This is a genomic window from Brevundimonas sp. AC546, from assembly GCF_979258305.1.
Map to the genome: position 1 here is coordinate 2,466,250 of NZ_OZ409849.1, position 17,855 is coordinate 2,484,104.

The following is a 17,855-nucleotide window of genomic DNA, read 5'->3' on the forward strand; positions in this document are numbered from 1 at the left end:
AGGCTGCATGACGTCCACCCGACGCCCTTCGTTCGATCTTCTGTCGGCCGTGATGGCGTTCGGCGTGGTGGCGGCGATCGCCGCCCTGGCCTATCCGGCGTTTCGCGACAATCCGACCTCGGCGCCGGGGCTGGTGCTGATCCTGACGGTGGGGATGATCGCGCTGATCGGCCTGTTCGGTTTCCGCCGGGCGGCGAACGCCAAGCCGAGCATCGACGCCGCCATCGAGGTGCTGGAGGCCATGGCCGAGCCGGCGGCGCTGGTGTGGGATTCAGGACAGATCCTGGCCTTCAACGCCGCATGGGCCGAGGCCAATGGCGCGACGGGCGCCCTGCCGCGCGGCAAGTCGGCCCAGGCTCTGTACATGGCCTTCGCCCAGGCGCGCAAAGGCGAGCCGGGCCGCGCCATCGTCATGATCGGCGCGCGCGAGATCGAGGTCGTGATCGGCCAGGTCGGCGACAGCAGGACGGGGGAAGGCCGGTTCCTGATGCGCGCCGCGCCCGACGCGGTCCTGCCCATCGCCTCGGCGCCTGTTCATGCGCCCGCCGCCGCGACCGGCGAGGCCCGCGCCATGGCCGCCGGGGCGCCGTTCGGCTCGGCCGTCATCGGCGGCGACGACCTGTTCTCGGGCCGGGCGGAGGAGGCCAATCCGGCCCTGGCCGTGCTGACCGGGCCGGGCGCGGCGCGCGATGCGGCATTCGGCCATCTGTTCGATCCGGGCGGCGTCGCCGAGGCGCGGCTGAAGCTGGCGGCCGGGTCTTCGGGTCCGATCGAGCTGATCGCCCGCGCCTATCCCGACAAGATGCTGCATCTGTATGTGGCGCCCGAAGGCGACAGGCGGCGGATCTGGCTGTTCGACGTCTCGGGCCAGAAGTCGATGGAGCTGCAGCTCAACCAGGCCCAGAAGATGCAGGCCGTGGGGCAGCTGGCCGGGGGCGTGGCGCACGATTTCAACAACCTGCTGACCGCGATCCAGCTTCAGCTGTCGGGTCTGCTGGAACGGCATCCGGTGGGCGATCCGTCCTACGAGGGGCTGAACGAGATCCGCCAGACGGCCATCCGCGCCGCCGATCTGGTTCGCAAGCTGCTGGCCTTCTCGCGCAAGTCGACCGTGCGGCGCGAGCGGCTGGACCTGGGCGAACTGGTCGGCGAGTTCGCTATTCTGTTGCGTCGTCTGTTGCGCGAGGACGTGCGGCTGGAGACGGATTACGGCCGCGACCTGCCCGTCGTGCTGGCCGACAAGTCGCAACTGGAGACGGCGGTGATGAACCTGGCCGTCAACGCCCGCGACGCCATGCGCGGCGTGGTCGAGCCGGGCGCCGGCGTGGTCACCATCGCCACCCGCCGCCTGACGGGCGACGAGGCGCGAGCCCTGGGCTGGGTCGATGCGCCGACGGACGAGGTGGCCCTGATCGAGGTGTCGGACACCGGCCCCGGCGTGCCGCCCGAACTTGTGGACAAGATCTTCGAGCCTTTCTTCACCACCAAGGCGGTGAACGAGGGGACCGGCATGGGCCTGGCCACCGTCTATGGCATCGCCCAGCAGGCGGGCGGCCATATCACCGTCAGCAACATCGAGGGAGCTGGGGCGGCCTTCCGCATCTTCCTGCCGGCGGCAGGCGAGGCGGAGCTGGCCGAGGTTCTGCCGGTCGAGGTCAAGGTCAAGACGCCGCGCGACCTGTCGGGCGCGGGGCGCATCCTGTTCGTCGAGGACGAGGACGCGGTGCGCGGCATCGCCGCCCGTCTGCTGCGCCAGCGCGGCTATGAGGTGATCGAGGCCGCCGACGGCGAGGAGGCCCTGCTGCTGGCCGAGGAACATGCGGGCCAGATCGACATGATGATCTCGGACGTCATCATGCCGGGGCTGGACGGGCCGTCATTGCTGAAGAAGGCGCGGCAGTATCTGGGCGACGCGCCGGTGATGTTCATCTCGGGCTATGCCGAAAGCGACTTTTCGGACCTGTTGCAGGACGAGGTCGGGGTGTCCTTCCTGCCCAAGCCGCTGGATATCAAGACCCTGGCGGAGCGTGTGAAGCAGGAACTGCACGCGGGGTGAACGCCTGCGTGACGGCGGCTCAGGCCGCGCGGCGAAGCGCCGAGGGCGCCTTCACATACAGGCCCCGGCGGCCGTTGACGGCGCGGAAGGCGACGGTCTCGCCCTCCAGCTTCTCGTCGGCGCCCAGGAACAGGCAGCCGTCATCGACCAGACGGCGCTCCAGCCCGTCCAGCAAACGCGCGCGACGCGTCGGCTCCATGTCCGACAGGACATTGCGGCAGAAGATGACGTCGAACCGCGCGTCGTCGGTCGGTTCGTCCAGCAGGTTGGCGCGGCCGAAGCGGACAGCATCCGCCAGCTCGGCCTTGGCAATCCACTGGTCATCCATGGGTTCAAACCAGCGCAGCATGGTCTTGGCCGTCAGGCCGCGCTGGATCTCGAAGCCGGTGTAGAGGCCCGAGCGCGCCTTTTCGATGGCGCGCTGCGACAGGTCGGTGGCGACCAGATCGACATCGACCCCGACCTCCATCGCCGTCATGGCGATGGACCAGGCTTCTTGCCCTGTCGAGCAGCCGGCCGACCAGATCTTGATCCGCCCGTCGGGCCGCGCCTTTGACAGGGCCGGCAGCAGTTCGGTTTCCAGGATGCGGAAGGGTGTGCGGTCGCGGCGGAACCAGGTCTCGGCGTTCAGCAGGGCCTCGATCACCGACCAGGCCAGGGAGGCGACCGGATTGGCCCACAGGTTCGACAGCAGGGCCTCGACATTGGCGTAACCCTCGCGCCGCGCGATCGGCCCCAGCCGGTGTTCGGCCAGGTGGATGCGATCCCGCGACAGCCGGTAGCCGGCGCGGGTGGCGAGAAGGGACTGCAGCTTGTCGAAGTCCTCTGGGGTCATGCGGCGATCGCTCCGACCTCCGTCAGCTTGGATTGCAGGATTTCGCCGTCGAAAGGCTTCATGACATAGTCGTCGGCGCCGGCGGCCAAGGCCTCGGCGATCCGCTCGGGACGGGTCTCGATCGTGCAGAACAGCACCTTGGGTTGTTTGCCGCCCGGCATGGCGCGAAGGCGACGCAGGAAGGTTATCCCGTCCATCACCGGCATGTTCCAGTCCACCAGCAGCACGTCGGGCATGGCGCCGGTGCAATAGGCCAGGGCCTCGGAGCCGTCCGCGGCCTCGTCGACCTCATAGCCCAAGCCCTCGACGATGCGGCGCGCAACCTTGCGGATGATGCGGCTGTCGTCGACGATCAGGCAGGTTCGGAAGTCCAAGATCGATCCCTCAAAGACACGGCGGCTTTCGCCCGAGGCGCATGGACCCTTTTTATCTCAGACGCCAGTTAATGAGTCGTTGGGAATTGGAAATCAGGCGGGCATTCGGGCGATCAGGGAGACCTTGCCGTCTTCAACCTTGACGCGTAACGCCCCACCGGCCTCGGTCACGGTCAGCCACAGCCAATAGGGTTGGATCCACTGTCCAGCCAGACCCTCGGTCAGGCGTTCGCCGGCCAGGCCGACCACGGCTTCGGGCTTCAGCCGGGCGCGGGCGCCCTCGGCGAACCCTTCCAGATAGAGCCGGCCGTCCTCGGTGCGGGACTGGATCACGGCGACGCCGCCCATCGGCAGGGCGCCGACCGTCAGATAGGCCAGATTGGTCAGGGCGCGGGCCTGGGGCTTTGAAAACTCGCCGTCGGCGATGCGCCAGTCCAGCGAGGCGCGACCGCCCTGGACCATGTTGGACACCAGGCCTTCGATTTCGCGCGCCGTGAACCGTTCGCTGGTGGTGGCGGCGCCGAAGGCGACGCGGGCGAAATGCACCAGGGCGACCATCTTGCGGGCGCTCTGTTCGATCAGGGCCAGGGCGTCGTCGCGCATGTCCTGGGCCGTCGGATCCTGCATCAGGTCCAGGCCGGAAACGATGGCGCCAGACGGGCTGATGAAGTCATGGCACAGCTTGGCCGCGATGTAGGTCGCCAGCTCCGTCCCATCGACGGGAAGGTCCAGCGGAGCGGCGTCTGCGTCGTGGGTCGGGGTCATAGGTCTGGCGCGCTCAGGTCACAGTTCGTGTCGCGCGCGAAGTTGGAGTGATTTGCCGGTTCATGGAACCGCCCGGATGGTCTATCGACCCGCCAATGACGACCTCCTCGACAACTGTTCTGGCGCGCGATCTGAAGTCCGGCGCGCTTTCCCTGGCCATCGCCGAGATCGCGGAGGAGGCCGCACGGCTGATCCTGCCCTATTGGCGCGCGGGCACGGCGGTCGAGACCAAGGCCGACGACAGCCCGGTGACCCAGGCTGATCGCGCGGCCGAGGCCCTGATCCTTGAACGGCTGGCGGCCCTGTATCCCGGCGTCCAGACGGTGGCGGAAGAGGCGGTTTCGGCCAACGGCGCCCCCGCCAGCGCCGAGGACTGGTTCTGGCTGATCGATCCGCTGGACGGCACGCGCGGCTTCGTGCGCGGCGGCGAGGCCTTCACGGTCAATATCGCCCTGATCCATGGCCAGCATCCGGTCGCGGGCGTGGTGACGGCGCCGGCGACGGCGACGACCTGGCGCACCGACAAGCCCGAGGGCGGCGCCTTCCGGCGTCAGTTCGGCGCGCTTCAGGCCGGCGAGGCCCATGCGGGCGAGGACTGGCGTCCGATCCGGGTTCGCGACCGTCCTCAAGAAGGCATGGCCCTGTTGAGCCACAGCATCACCGACGAGGAGGCGACGCGTTTGGCCGCTCGTCACGGCTGCTCGCGCTGGCAGGGGACGGATTCGTCTTTGAAGTTCTGCCTGATCGCCGAAGGTCGGTTCGACGCCTATCCGCGCACCGGCCCGACCTCGGAATGGGACACCGCAGCGGGTCAGGCCGTGCTGGAAGCCGCCGGCGGCCGGGTGCTGGCCGATGACGGTCAGCGGCTGGCCTATGGCAAGACCAAGTTCCTGAACGGCGCCTTCGTCGCAATGGGCGGCTGAGGCTTCAGGCGTTCAGCAGGGCCTCGGCCCGGTCGGCCAGGGCCTCGACGCCCAGTTCGCGGGCGGTCATGGCGGCCTCGGCCAGGATCAGGCCAAGATCGGCCGGGGCCGTTCCGCCCAGACGATGGCGTGCCCGCATGATCTCGGCCATGCCGATCTGATCGGCGGCCCAGTCCAGCGGCGTGGCCTCCGACATCCGCGCCCGCAGGCGGGTCTCCAGCGTCATCAGGGCCGTCGTGTCCTTGACGGCTTCGGCCAGGGCGACCTCCCGCGTGATGCGACGTTCGCGGACCAGGGCGCCGATGATCAGTTCGCCGCCTTGCGTCAGGCTCTCGGCCTGGGTCAGCAGCATCAGAGGCTGGGCGTCGTCGCCGGCGCGGAGAACCTGAATGGCAGCCCAGTCCAGCGGGCTGTGGTCGGGGGTGAACTGATCGGCGGCGGCGTCGAACATGATGCGGCCCTGGGCGCGCGCCTCTTCATGACCGGCGATGGCGGCCAGCGCCGACAGGCCGGCGCCGCACAGGGCAAGCGCGCGGGCGCGGGTCAGGGGGCGATGATCCGGCGAGGCGGTCTCGACCAGGGCGCCCAGGTCACGGCCGGCCTGATCCAGCAGACGCACGTCCCGCTGGACCACGCCCATCTCCAGCGACAGGGCCGCGCGATCCATCCGCAGATCCATGTCATGCGCATCGTCGCTGCGCACCGCAGCGTCCATCAGCACGGCGGCGTCGGACAGGCTGGCGACATCGCCGCTGAGGCGGGCGGCGCGGACCTTGAGCCGGGCGTGCAGCGCGGCCATGCTGGCCGTTATGCGGCGGCTGCGCGGGCGACCGACGGCCGCCAGGGTGGCCAGCGCCCGGTCAAGCCGCGCGGGGTCGCCGCACAGGTCGAAACGCAGCATCAGTACCGCCGCCTTGTCCATGGCGGCCAGGGCGACCTGATCCTCGCCTGCGGCTGTGCGCGCCAGGCTGTCGGCGCAGCGTTCGGCGCGGTCCAGGCTGTCGGATGCCCCGCCGCGCCGGGCGTGCTCCCGCCACAGGGCCGCCGCGCGGTGTTCGGTTTCGAAGGGTCGGGCGCAGGACACGCGCCCGGCGTCGGTGGTTTCGCGCCGCGCCTCGGCCTGCAACAGGTCCGCGCCGATCAGCTCGACCCAGCCCAGGTCTTCGCTCTCACGCGCCTGAGCGAAGAGTTTTCGAAGATCGCGGCCGAATTCGAACATGCGCTGGACCTCTGTTATCCCGCTTCGGGACGCAGACTGCGTCTCACGGGGCGTCCAATGCAAACGCAGCGCCGCGAAAGCGGTTCGACTTGGCCTTATGCGGACAATCTAGTCGAGTTTCGGCGTCTTCTGCTGGCAGCGCTGCAGGCCGGCCCTGGCTTCAGGCGCATCGCCGTTCAACAAACGCACAGCCGCGATACGCGCCCGCGTCTGATCGGCCTCGGCGGCCGTCGCTGGCTTGCCCGCCGCCGTCGCCGCCTGCATGGCGGCCAGCGACCAATACAGAGCCGCGTCATACAGCTGCCGCCCCTGGACGCTCTCGCCACCTTCGAGCTCCGACGCCGCCTGGGTCAGACCGGCGCAACGCACCGCCTCGTCATACGAGACCAGCCCCACGGGCGGGGCGGCCTGCAGCATGAAGACTGCGCTGGCGAGGGCGAGAAGCGACGACATCCCGCGACCATGGCTCAGTCGCGTGACCAAAGGAAGTCGTTTGCCGCAGAGCGGGGTCAGCCCCGCTCCTTGGTCTTGGTGAAGGCGATCTTGGGGAAGCGTTCGCCGACGTAGCCGGTTTCCCAGCTGGATTTGGCCAGGAAGACGGGGGCCTGGTCGATGTCGCGAGCCATCTGGGGGCGGTATTTGCCGCTGAAATCCTCGATGTCGGCGTCCGTGCCGCCTATCCAGCGGGCCTCGGCGTAGGGGGACGGTTCGAAGATGACGTCCAGGCCGTATTCCTCGCCCAGGCGGTCGGCCATGACCTCGAACTGAAGCTGGCCCACGGCGCCGACGATGAAGTCCGAGCCGATCTCGGGACGGAACAGCTGGGTCACGCCTTCCTCGGCCAAGCCCTCCAGCGCTTTCTTCAGATGCTTGGCCTTCAGCGGATCCTTGACCCGCACCCGCTGCAGGATTTCCGGCGCAAAGTTGGGCAGGCCGGCGAAACGGACCACGCCGCTTTCCGACAGACTGTCGCCCACGCGCAGCACGCCGTGGTTGGGGATGCCGATCACGTCGCCGGCGAAGGCGTCGTCGGCCAGCTCCCGGTCGCTGGCGAAGAACATGATGGGCGCATTGACCGACAGGGACTTGCCGGTGTTCTGCACCTTCAGCTTCATGCCGCGCTTGAAGGCGCCCGACGCCATGCGGAACATGGCGATGCGGTCGCGGTGGTTGGGGTCCATGTTCGCCTGGACCTTGAAGACGAAGCCGGTGACTTCGTTCGCGCCCGGCTCGACCACGGTCTCGACCGGGGCGGGGGCGTTGCGGGTCTCGGGCGGGGACTCCTTCTTGGCCTTCATCATCTTGGGCGCCGGGGCCCAGTCGCCGATGGCCTTCAGCAGTTCGTCGATGCCGAAGTGGCGCAGGGCCGAACCCCACAGCACCGGCGTCATATGGCCTTCCAGGAAGGCCTGACGGTCGAAGGCCGGATAGCCGCCCTCGACAAGTTCGACGGCCTCGGCGAGGTTGTTCTGCTCGCCCGCCTCGAAATACTGCGCCGCCTGGTCCAGCGGCAGGGCGGCGGGGTGATCCGGGTCTTCGGCCGAGCCGGCGATCTTGCGGGTATAGGGCTGAAACCGGCCGGTGCCGACTTCGACCATGCCGCGCAGGCGATTGCCGCTCTCTGCGGGCCACCAGATCGGGGCGGGGTCCAACTGAAGCCGCGACGCGATGTCGTCCAGCAGGGTCATCGGGTCTTGGGCCTCGCGGTCCAGCTTGTTGATGAAGGTGATGATCGGAATGTCGCGCAGGCGGCAGACCTCGAACAGCTTCAGCGTCTGCGGCTCGATCCCCTTGGCGGCGTCCAGCACCATGATGGCGCAGTCGGCGGCGGTCAGGGTGCGGTAGGTGTCTTCCGAAAAGTCCTCGTGCCCCGGCGTGTCCAGCAGGTTGAACATCTTGCCGTCGTGCTCGAACGTCATGACCGAGGCGCTGACGGAAATCCCACGCTCCTTCTCGATCTTCATCCAGTCCGAACGCGTGCGCCGGTTCTCGCCGCGCGCCCGCACGGCGCCGGCCGCGCGGATGGCGCCGCCCGCCAGCAGGATATGTTCTGTCAGGGTCGTCTTGCCCGCATCCGGGTGGGCGATGATGGCGAAGGTCCGGCGGCGCGCGGCTTCTTCAGGCAGGGTCAAGGAGGACATGGCGCGCGACTACCCCGGCGCGCGGCGAAAGTCACTCGCTGGCGGCTTCACGCGGCGATTCAACGGCCGGAGATCCATCCCCGCTCTGGCGTGAGCGATAACTGCTTATCAGGGTCCGTGCGATGGCCGAGCCCCGGTCTCCATGCGGATTGGACGCCATCGGTTCAAGCATGGCGATCGCGCGACCATATTCGTCACGCGCGGCATAGGCCTGGGCGGCAGACAGGCGGATGGAGGGAATCTGCGGCGCGAACTCCACCGCGGCCAGCAGGGTTTCCATGTCGTTGTCGTTTGGGAAACCCGGCGCGCCGTTACGCGTCGTCGACAGCATGTAGAGCGTTCTGAAATCTGTGTCGTCCAGCGCATAGGCGCGGGCCAGATACCGTCGGGCCTCGCCCATGGCTGTCGCGCGATCGACTTCCTCGTCGTCTCTGGCGGTCATTATGCGGCTTTCGGCCAGGAGGAGAAGGGACTCCGTATCGTCCGGTTTCGCCTCGACCAAGTCGCGCACGATGGTCTCGCCGGCCTGACGATCACCCATGCGAATCTCGGCGCGGGCCAGCAGGCGTCGCGCGAACGGGTCGTTGGGGAAGGCGGCGGTGCGGTTACGCACTTCAGACAGGAGGGTGCCGCGTTGATCCTCGTCGTCGCTGACGCTGGACAGGCGCAGGTTCAACAGTAGAAGCGAATCTTCGCCGGGCGACAACGTCGTCAATGTCACCTGCGGCACGGGAAATTGCTCTGCGGAGAAGCTCTTCATCGGCACACGGCCGCGCACATAGACCTTCAATGCGCGATCAATGTCGGCCATCGACATGCCGGTCGCCGCTTCCAAGGCGGCAATCGAGGACTCGCCTGCGCGAAGGCGGCTGAAATAGTTGAGCATCTGCCGTGTTCGCGTCGGATCAGACATCAGCCAGTGGGTCAGCAGCCACGCTTGGGCATAGTACATCGCGACCGCATTCCCGTCTCCGTACTGACTTGGGCGGTTGGTGACGATGTCGGCCATGGGCAGCCAGCGGCCGTATTGAAGCCAATCCGCCCGCCCCTTGTTGAAATCGCCAATGGCGACGCGGCGTGGCGACAAGTCCGCCGTCATGAAATATTCGGCGTATCCCTCAATGAACCAGCCCGGATAACCGGAACCGGACGACCCCATCATAAAGTGGTGGGCGTATTCATGCAGCAGGGTGTCCAGGCTGCCGCGCTCGCGGACGGCGATGGCGAAGACGCCGTCCTCGCTGGGTCGATAGAAGCCGGCGATGCTTTCGGGAATGCCCGGCCAGACTTGGCCCAGGCTGCGGCGATCGCCGACCAGATAGATGGCCAGTTTCCTGGGCGCGCGGGCGGCGGGATCGGCGCCGTGCAGCAGACGCAGCGAGCTTTCGAACAGCTCCAGTTGCAAGGCGTTGTCTCGCAGGACGCCAGCATCGCCGTCGCTATAGACGATGAATCCGGAGGTTTCGGCCCGCCGCCATTCGGCGAAGGCGGGCGTGGCCGCACAAAGAAGGCCCGCCAGAACGATTAGCGTCCCGCGCCACTGGTTCTTGAACTTCATGCATCCCCCGATACTGATATCTGCGCCAAATCATGCAATCCGAGCGGGTGTTCGTCCAGTCAAAAGGCCGGTGCATCACTTTTGAAATAACCCCTCGCCATCAGGGGATATTGGAGTCATGCTCTCTTCTGGAGGAGACGATCAGGCCGTCAGAGTCCGACGCTCCCCTCCCGGATCGATCCGGGATCATTAGGGAAAGGACAAAGACGATGGCTGTCATCCATCCTCAAGACCGTATCGCCCATACGCACCGAGAGCATGCGCCTCTTCATCCGGCCCTTGGGCTGGCGGTCGGGTTCGGCTTTATCGTGGCCGTGGCGACACTGGTGCACGTGCTCTTCAACGCGGTGGTCTGACCACCGCGCTTCAGGCCTGCGCCGCGATCAGGCGGCCAGGCGGTTCCAGACGGCGCGGTCGGCGGACACCGCGTCGAGGCGACGGCCTTTGGCCTGAAGCTGATGCATGACCTGCTGCGGCAGGGCGCAGAAGCGTGGTTCGACCAGGTCGGGGTTGCAGGCGACGGCCGGGGCGGCGAACAGGGCCGCGTTCACGTCGGGGCTGCGCTGGGCGATCAGCCAGGCGAGGCGGCGCGCACGTTCGGGATCGTTGCGGTGCAGCAGCGGATCTTCGGCGAACAGTTCGCAGCCCAGTTCGAGCACATAGTCGAACTCCAGCTTCTCGAACCGGCGCGTGTCGGCGGGCGTGGCCGGGCAGGCCTCTTCCAGATCGAACACGACATCGTTCAGAAGAAACAGCATGGGCGATACGCTCGACTGGCCGGACGCGAGTTCGTCCGTAAGCTCACAATAGGCGCCGCCGCTTGCGGTCCCGTTCACGGACGCGGTTAAGAGTTTCTGACCGAGCGCGGGGGTCGAACGGCCTGCCTTCGATGAAAAGCGACCGCGATGACGCGACGTGACCCTTGCGGAGCGGCGCGGGCTCGGCTTACCTGATCACGCATTGTTACAGGTCCGGCCTCGCGCCGGGGAGAGGCCGTCATGACGACCCACGAAGATCGCTCCGGGCTGAAGGTCGCGGGCGAGCTGATCGCCCTGATCGAACAGGACGTGCTGCCCGGGCTGGGCCTGGATGCGGCCAGCTTCTGGGCCGGGGCGGCGACGATCTTCGAACGGTTCGCGCCGGAGAACCGCGCGTTGCTGGCGCGACGCGACGTTTTGCAGACGCAGATCGACGACTGGCATCGGGCGCGGCGGGGCCAGCCCTATGACGTGGGGGCGTCGGAGGTCTTCCTGAGAGAGATCGGCTATCTGGTCGATGAGCCGGCGGCGTTTTCCATCGGCACCGAAGGGGTGGACGCCGAGATCGCGCAGATGGCCGGGCCGCAGCTGGTGGTGCCGGTGCTGAACGCGCGCTTCCTGTTGAACGCCGCCAATGCACGGTGGGGCAGCCTGTATGACGCCCTGTATGGCACGGACGCCCTGGGCGATCTGCCGGCCGGCGGCGGCTATGACGCGGCGCGCGGCGCGCGGGTGGTGGCGCGGGCCAAGGTGTTCCTGGATGAGGCGGCGCCGCTGGCCGAGGGATCGCACGCGGATGTGGGCGGCTGGTCGGTGGTGGACGGCGCCCTGTCGCCGGCGCTGAAGGATGCGGGACAGTTCGTCGGCTTTACGGGCGAGGCGGGGGCGCCGGCGTCGATCCTGCTGGCGCACAACGGTCTGCACATCGAACTGGTCATCGACCGCAGCCATCCGGTCGGGCGCGGCGATGCGGCGGGGCTGGCCGACGTGGTGCTGGAATCGGCCCTGACGACCATCGTCGATCTGGAGGATTCCGTCGCCGCCGTCGATGCGGCGGACAAGGCCGAGGCCTATCGCAATTGGCTGGGCCTGATGCGGGGCGACCTGTCGGCGACGTTCAAGAAGGGCGGAGAGACCCTGACCCGCGCGCTGGAGCCGGATCGCCAATGGACGGCGCCGGGCGGATCGACGGTGATCCTGAAGGGGCGAAGCCTGCTGTTCGTGCGCAACGTCGGACATCTGATGACCACGCCGGCCATTCGTCTGGCCGACGGGTCGGACGCGCCCGAGGGGATCATGGATGCGATCGTGACCAGCCTGATCGCGCTCTATGACATCAAGGGGCTGGGCGGGTTCGGCAACAGCGCGACGGGCTCGGTCTACATCGTCAAACCCAAGATGCACGGGCCGGACGAGGCGGCCTTCACCGACCGGCTGTTCGACGCGGTGGAGGATCTGCTGGCCCTGCCGCGCCATGCGATCAAGGTCGGGGTGATGGACGAGGAGCGGCGGACCTCCGCCAATCTGGCGGCCTGCATCCACGCGGTGAAGGACCGGATCGTCTTCATCAACACCGGCTTTCTGGACCGCACCGGCGACGAGATCCACACCGCCATGCAGGCCGGACCGGTGGTGCGAAAGGCGGACATCAAGTCCAGCGCCTGGATCACCGCCTATGAGGCGCGCAACGTCGCCATCGGCCTGAAATGCGGCCTGTCGGGCAAGGCCCAGATCGGCAAGGGCATGTGGGCGGCGCCGGATCGGATGGCCGACATGCTGGAGCAGAAGATCGCCCACCCCCGGACGGGCGCCAACACCGCCTGGACCCCGTCGCCGACGGCGGCGACCCTGCACGCGCTGCACTATCACGCCGTCGATGTCTTCGCGGTGCAGAAGGACGTCGCGGAGCAGCCGACGCCGGGGCTGGAGGCCCTGCTGACCCCGCCCCTGGCCCCTGATCTGGCTAATGGCGTCAACTGGTCCGAGGACGAGGTGGCGGCCGAGCTGGACAACAACGCCCAGGGCATACTGGGCTATGTGGTGCGCTGGATCGATCAGGGGGTGGGGTGTTCCAAGGTGCCCGACATCCACGACATCGGCCTGATGGAGGACCGGGCGACGCTGAGGATCAGTTCGCAGCATATCGCCAACTGGCTGCTGCACGGGGTCTGCACGGCCGATCAGGTCGAGGCGGCCTTCCTGCGCATGGCGGCCAAGGTGGACGGCCAGAACGCGGGGGATACGCTGTATCGGCCGATGGCGACGAACCCCGAAGCCCGCCTGGCCTATCAGGCGGCGCGGGCCTTGGTGTTTCAGGGGATGGAACAGCCGAACGGCTATACCGAACCGCTGCTGCATGCCTGGCGGTTGAGGGCGAAGTCGCAGCACTAAAAAACCCGTCACCCTCGGGCTTGTCCCGAGGGCCTACGGCGGATGCAGGCGCGGGCGTTTGGGGCGATCGAGATCGCTGGTCCACATCGTTGACCGTGCGACGGATGGGGTGGGCCCTCGGGACGAGCCCGAGGGTGACGGGTTGTTTTAATCCGTCCGTGCGCTCGGCGCTTCCGGCGCATCGGCTTCGTCGTCGGCCATGACGTCGTCGGCGGCGTCGTTGGCGGTCTGGGCGGTGCGTTGAGGGCTGATCGGTCGGGGCGGAGCGCCGACGCCATAGCCGAGCCGTTTCAGGGCCTCGTCGCCCTCAAGGCCGAAGGCGGTGCGCAGGCGCAGGTCGGTCTGGGGCACCGGCACCTCGACGCCCGCCGCCTCCAGCGCGTCGGCGATCAGCCAGGTATAGGCCGCGTGCATGGCGGCGGGGCGTTTGACCGCCTCGCGCGTCGGCCAGACCAGCAGTTCGAACGACAGCCCCTTGTCGCCGAACGCCACCAGCCAGACCTGGCTCTTGCGCGCCTCGGTCTCGGGCAGGGTGAAGGGGCTGGCGCGGGCGGCGGCGAGAACGGCGTCGCGGACCCGACCCTTGTCCGAGCCATAGGCCACCGAGAAGGGCACATGGATGCGGCGGGTGTCGCCCTTCAGCGTCCAGTTGGTCACCGGCTGTTCGATGAAGCGCGAGTTGGGCACCAGGACATTGACGTTGTCGTTGGTGCGGACGCGGGTGGCCCGCGGGCCGATCTCCATGATGGCGCCGCGAATGCCGATGTCCTCGATCTCGATATAGTCGCCGACCGACACCATCCGGTCGAAGATCAGGAACAGGCCGGAGACGAACTCCTTGACCACGCCCTGGAGCCCCAGGCCAACGCCGATGCCCAGGGCGCCGGCGAAGACCGCCAGGGACGACAGGTTCAGCCCCGCCGCCGACAGGGCCGACATTATCCCCACCACGATGATGGCGTAACCGGCCAGACGTTCCAGCAGATAGACAGCCTGGCGGCTGCGATCCGCCCGCTCGCGCAATCGACGCAGCGACCGCGTCACCAGCCAGTGGGCGGCGAAGGCGACCAGCAGGATCACCCCGGCGCTGACCAGACCGCCGATGGTCAGATTGAACCCGGCGATGCGTGCGACCTGCGACTGCTCGATGGAGGCGAGGCCCAGCTTTTGGATCGGATTGGTCATCGGCCTCTAGAGCGTCTGGCGAACGGTCAAGGTTCCAAGGTGACCCAGCCGCGACACACCGCCAAGGGTCAGATGCTGAAATCCTCGGTCGAGAAACGGCCGTCCAGCCAGGCGACGATCCGTTCGGCGGCGTCCTGGGGCGACATGGTGGTAGTGTCCACGACGATCTCGGGGGCCTCGGGCGCTTCGTAGGGGCTGTCGATGCCGGTGAAGTTCTTCAGTTCGCCGGCACGGGCCTTTTTGTAGAGGCCCTTGACGTCGCGGGCCTCCGCCACCGCCAGCGGCGTGTCGACATGGACCTCGACAAACTCGCCTTCGCCCAGCAGGTCACGGGCCATGCGGCGTTCGGCGCGGAAGGGGGAGATGAAGCTGACCAGGACGATCAGGCCGGCGTCCACCATCAGTTTCGACACCTCGGCGACGCGGCGGATGTTCTCGACCCGGTCCTCCTCGGTGAAACCCAGGTCGCGGTTCAGGCCGTGGCGGACGTTGTCGCCGTCCAGCAGATAGGTGTGGCGGCCATCGGCATAGAGGCGCTTTTCAACCAGGTCGGCGATGGTGGATTTTCCGGCGCCGGACAGGCCGGTCAGCCAGATGACGCGGCCCTTCTGGTTCTTGATCGCGGCGCGCGACGACTTGTCGACCGAGGTCGCCTGCCAGTGGATGTTGTGGGCGCGGCGCAGGGCGAAGTTCAGCAGACCGGCGCCGACCGTTCGATTGCTGATGCGGTCGATCAGGATGAAGCCGCCCAGGTCCTTGTTCTGGACATAGGGAGCGAAGGCGATGGGGGCGTCCAGCGACAGGTTGCAGACGCCGATCTCGTTCAGCTCCAGCCGTTTGGCCGGCTGCTGCTCCAGGGTGTTGACGTTCACCTTGTGCTTGGGCTCGGTGATGGTGGCGCCGACCAGTTTGGCGCCGATCTTCAGCAAGTAGGGCCGACCCGGCAGCAGGGGCTCGTCGTCCATCCAGACCACGGTGGCCTCGAACTGATCCGCCGCCTCGGGCGGGGCGTCGGCGCTGGCCAGAACGTCGCCGCGCGAGACGTCGATTTCGTCGGTCAGGGTCAGGGTGATCGACTGGCCCGCGACCGCCTGGGACAAGTCGCCGTCGGCGGTGACGATGCGGGCCACGGTCGAGGTCTTGCCCGACGGCAGGACACGCACCGGATCGCCGGGTCGCACGGTCCCGGCGGCGATCTGGCCTGCGAAACCGCGGAAGTCGAGGTTGGGCCTGTTGACCCATTGCACCGGCAGACGGAAGGGATCGGCCTGCAGGTCGTCTCCGACCTCCAGCGTTTCCAGCAGGCTCATCAAAGGCGGGCCGGCGTACCAGGGCGAATGGGCGCTGGCCTCAGTGATGTTGTCGCCGCGCAGGGCCGACATCGGAATGGCGTCGAAGGTCTTCAGCCCGATCTGGCCGGCGAAGGCGGAAAAGTCGGCGACGATGGCGTCGAACACATCCTGGGACCAGCCCATCAGGTCCATCTTGTTCACCGCCAGGATCACATGGCGGATGCCCAGCAGGCTGACCAGATAGGCGTGTCGGCGGGTCTGGGTCAGGACGCCGCGACGGGCGTCGATCAGGATGACGGCGGCGTCGGCGGTCGAGGCGCCGGTGACCATGTTGCGGGTATATTGTTCGTGGCCGGGGGTGTCGGCGACGATGAATTTGCGCTTCTCTGTCGAGAAGAAACGATAGGCCACGTCGATGGTGATGCCCTGTTCCCGCTCGGCGGCGAGGCCATCGACCAGCAGGGCGAAATCGATGTCGCCCCCTTGCGTGCCGACGCGTCGGCTGTCGGCCTCCAGCGCCGCCATCTGATCCTCGAAGATCATCTTGGAGTCGTAAAGCAGCCGCCCGATCAGGGTGGACTTGCCGTCGTCCACGCTGCCGCAGGTGATGAAGCGCAGCAGGCTCTTGTGCTGGTGGGCGTCCAGATAGGCGTCGATGTCGCGCGCGATCAGGTCCGATTGGTGAGCCATCAGAAATAGCCCTCCTGCTTCTTCTTCTCCATCGAGGCGGACTGGTCGTGGTCGATCATCCGGCCCTGGCGCTCCGACGTGGTGGTCAGCAGCATTTCCTGAATGACCTCGGGCAGGGTCGCGGCCGTGCTCTCGACCGCCCCGGTCAGGGGGTAGCAGCCCAGGGTGCGGAAGCGGATCGACTTCATCTGCGGCGTCTCGCCCGGCCGCAGCCGGAACCGGTCGTCATCCACCATGATCAGGGCGCCGTCGCGTTCGACCACCGGCCGTTCGGCGGCCAGATAAAGCGGCACGATGGGGATCTGCTCCAGGTGGATGTATTGCCAGACGTCCAGCTCGGTCCAGTTGGAGATGGGGAAGACGCGGATGCTCTCGCCCGGACGTTTGCGGGTGTTGTAGAGCCGCCAGAGCTCGGGGCGCTGGTTCTTGGGATCCCAGCGATGCTCGGCCGTGCGGAACGAGAAGATCCGCTCCTTGGCGCGGGACTTCTCCTCATCGCGACGGGCGCCGCCGAAGGCCGCATCGAAGCCGTGCAGGGTCAGTGCCTGTTTCAGCCCCTCGGTCTTCCACAGGTCGGTGTGCAGGGCCGAGCCGTGGTCGAACGGGTTGATGCCGCGCGCGACGGCCTCGGGATTCTGGTGGACCAGCAGTTCGACGCCCAAATCCGCCGCCGCCTGTTCGCGCATCGCGTACATGGCGCGGAACTTCCACGTCGTGTCGACGTGCAGCAGGGGGAAGGGCGGCTTCGAAGGATAGAAGGCCTTGCGCGCCAGATGCAGCATCACGGCCGAGTCCTTGCCGATCGAATACAGCATGACCGGGCGCTCGGCCTCGGCCGCCACCTCGCGCATGATATGGATGCTCTCGGCCTCCAGCCGCTGAAGGTGCGTCAGGCGTGCGGGGGGCAGGGCGATGCGGCTTCTGGTCAGGGTGGCGATATTCACCGAGGCGTCTCCGTCGAACGCCATGTGACAACGCCAATGCGCGCCAGGGGACAAGCGATGGATACTGCTGCTTGCTATGAGATTTTCGGCCTGCGGCGTCCGAGAACCACGTTGCGACGTAAAGGAACCAGGGTCGCCGAGCGCGGCTTATGTCTTTGAACGGAACCGCTCATGTCCAGCATGAAATCCCTGATGGTCTCCGCCGTCGCCGTCGTCGCCCTGGCCGGCTGCGTGACAGCCCCGTCTTCTTCCGAATATCGCGCGCCCCAGCCCGCCAAGCCGGTGGATGTTCAGCGTCTGTGGTCTGGGCGTTGGCACGAGATCGCGCGCCTGCCGGATCGGTTGACCGACGGCTGTGTGGCGGGCGCATCGATCTATACGCCGGTCGAGGGCACGCGCATCGACGTGCGCGATACCTGTCAGGTCGGCACGCCGCAGGGCAAGGAAAAGGCCATCGGCGGGCGCGGCGAAATCCTCGATCCGGGGACGAATTCAAAACTGAGGGTCAAGTATCTGGCCGGATTCGTGACCTGGGATTACTGGGTGCTGGACCGTGCGGACGACTATAGCTGGTTCATCTCGGCCGATCCGACTTTCGAGCGGCTGTTCATCTACACTCGCGACCTGCCGACCCAGGCGCAGGTAAGAAGTCTGACCGAACGGGCGAGCGCGCTAGGCTATGACGTCAGTCGCCTGGAGTTTCCCGCCCAACCCCCGCGCTGAG

16 protein-coding genes are annotated in these 17,855 nt (G+C 67.4%); 5 read left to right on the forward strand and 11 right to left on the reverse strand.

Annotation, left to right across the window (positions count from 1 at the left end):
* Nucleotides 1-7: 7 nt before the first annotated feature.
* Nucleotides 8-2,056: a cell cycle histidine kinase CckA gene (cckA, locus tag ACZZZD_RS12130; RefSeq protein WP_463435344.1), complete on the forward strand. Its 2,049-nt coding sequence runs from the start codon at nt 8-10 to the stop codon at nt 2,054-2,056.
* Nucleotides 2,057-2,075: 19 nt separating this feature from the next.
* On the opposite strand, the gene ACZZZD_RS12135 is transcribed toward cckA, so the two are convergent.
* The 3 genes from ACZZZD_RS12135 to chpT form a co-directional block, all read right to left on the reverse strand.
* Complete coding sequence (locus ACZZZD_RS12135) at nt 2,076-2,891, reverse strand: CheR family methyltransferase (protein WP_463435345.1); 816 nt, start codon at nt 2,889-2,891, stop codon at nt 2,076-2,078.
* On the reverse strand, nt 2,888-3,265 hold the full coding sequence (locus tag ACZZZD_RS12140; protein WP_017505646.1) for a response regulator: 378 nt from the start codon (nt 3,263-3,265) through the stop codon (nt 2,888-2,890). Before ACZZZD_RS12140 ends, ACZZZD_RS12135 begins: the two co-directional genes overlap by 4 nt.
* 93 nt (nt 3,266-3,358) lie before the next feature.
* A complete protein-coding gene (chpT, locus tag ACZZZD_RS12145; protein ID WP_463435350.1) occupies nt 3,359-4,030 on the reverse strand; it encodes a histidine phosphotransferase ChpT in 672 nt (223 codons plus the stop codon).
* A gap of 95 nt (nt 4,031-4,125) precedes the next feature.
* On the opposite strand from chpT, the gene cysQ reads away from it, so the two are divergent.
* Nucleotides 4,126-4,953: a 3'(2'),5'-bisphosphate nucleotidase CysQ gene (gene cysQ, locus ACZZZD_RS12150; RefSeq protein ID WP_463435352.1), complete on the forward strand. Its 828-nt coding sequence runs from the start codon at nt 4,126-4,128 to the stop codon at nt 4,951-4,953.
* A gap of 4 nt (nt 4,954-4,957) precedes the next feature.
* Here cysQ and ACZZZD_RS12155 read toward each other — a convergent pair whose 3' ends face one another.
* From ACZZZD_RS12155 to ACZZZD_RS12170, 4 genes are all read right to left on the reverse strand, one after another.
* A complete protein-coding gene (locus tag ACZZZD_RS12155; RefSeq protein ID WP_463435353.1) occupies nt 4,958-6,172 on the reverse strand; it encodes a hypothetical protein in 1,215 nt (404 codons plus the stop codon).
* 108 nt (nt 6,173-6,280) lie between these two features.
* On the reverse strand, nt 6,281-6,625 hold the full coding sequence (locus ACZZZD_RS12160) for a hypothetical protein (RefSeq protein WP_463435354.1): 345 nt from the start codon (nt 6,623-6,625) through the stop codon (nt 6,281-6,283).
* Nucleotides 6,626-6,681: 56 nt separating this feature from the next.
* On the reverse strand, nt 6,682-8,313 hold the full coding sequence (locus ACZZZD_RS12165; protein WP_463435356.1) for a peptide chain release factor 3: 1,632 nt from the start codon (nt 8,311-8,313) through the stop codon (nt 6,682-6,684).
* A 31-nt stretch (nt 8,314-8,344) separates the two neighbouring features.
* A complete protein-coding gene (locus tag ACZZZD_RS12170) occupies nt 8,345-9,871 on the reverse strand; it encodes a hypothetical protein (RefSeq protein WP_463435358.1) in 1,527 nt (508 codons plus the stop codon).
* Nucleotides 9,872-10,080: 209 nt separating this feature from the next.
* Here ACZZZD_RS12170 and ACZZZD_RS12175 point away from each other — a divergent pair, with 209 nt between their 5' ends.
* Entirely contained in the window at nt 10,081-10,227 is a 147-nt protein-coding gene (locus ACZZZD_RS12175; RefSeq protein ID WP_463435359.1) for a hypothetical protein, read from the forward strand.
* A 27-nt stretch (nt 10,228-10,254) separates the two neighbouring features.
* On the opposite strand, the gene ACZZZD_RS12180 is transcribed toward ACZZZD_RS12175, so the two are convergent.
* Nucleotides 10,255-10,629: a hypothetical protein gene (locus tag ACZZZD_RS12180; RefSeq protein WP_463435361.1), complete on the reverse strand. Its 375-nt coding sequence runs from the start codon at nt 10,627-10,629 to the stop codon at nt 10,255-10,257.
* A 240-nt stretch (nt 10,630-10,869) separates the two neighbouring features.
* Here ACZZZD_RS12180 and ACZZZD_RS12185 point away from each other — a divergent pair, with 240 nt between their 5' ends.
* Complete coding sequence (locus ACZZZD_RS12185; protein WP_463435363.1) at nt 10,870-13,020, forward strand: malate synthase G; 2,151 nt, start codon at nt 10,870-10,872, stop codon at nt 13,018-13,020.
* Nucleotides 13,021-13,167: 147 nt separating this feature from the next.
* On the opposite strand, the gene ACZZZD_RS12190 is transcribed toward ACZZZD_RS12185, so the two are convergent.
* The 3 genes from ACZZZD_RS12190 to cysD form a co-directional block, all read right to left on the reverse strand.
* A complete protein-coding gene (locus ACZZZD_RS12190; RefSeq protein WP_463435364.1) occupies nt 13,168-14,205 on the reverse strand; it encodes a mechanosensitive ion channel family protein in 1,038 nt (345 codons plus the stop codon).
* Between the two features lie 68 nt (nt 14,206-14,273).
* Nucleotides 14,274-16,187 carry a sulfate adenylyltransferase subunit CysN gene (gene cysN / locus ACZZZD_RS12195; protein ID WP_463435366.1) on the reverse strand — a complete coding sequence of 638 codons (1,914 nt, stop codon included), beginning with the start codon at nt 16,185-16,187 and terminating at the stop codon, nt 14,274-14,276.
* Nucleotides 16,187-17,155, reverse strand: a complete 969-nt coding sequence (gene cysD, locus ACZZZD_RS12200; RefSeq protein ID WP_463435368.1) for a sulfate adenylyltransferase subunit CysD — start codon at nt 17,153-17,155, stop codon at nt 16,187-16,189. Before cysD ends, cysN begins: the two co-directional genes overlap by 1 nt.
* 147 nt (nt 17,156-17,302) lie before the next feature.
* Here cysD and ACZZZD_RS12205 point away from each other — a divergent pair, with 147 nt between their 5' ends.
* Entirely contained in the window at nt 17,303-17,854 is a 552-nt protein-coding gene (locus ACZZZD_RS12205; protein WP_463435370.1) for a lipocalin family protein, read from the forward strand.
* The last annotated feature ends 1 nt before the right edge of the window (nt 17,855 follow it).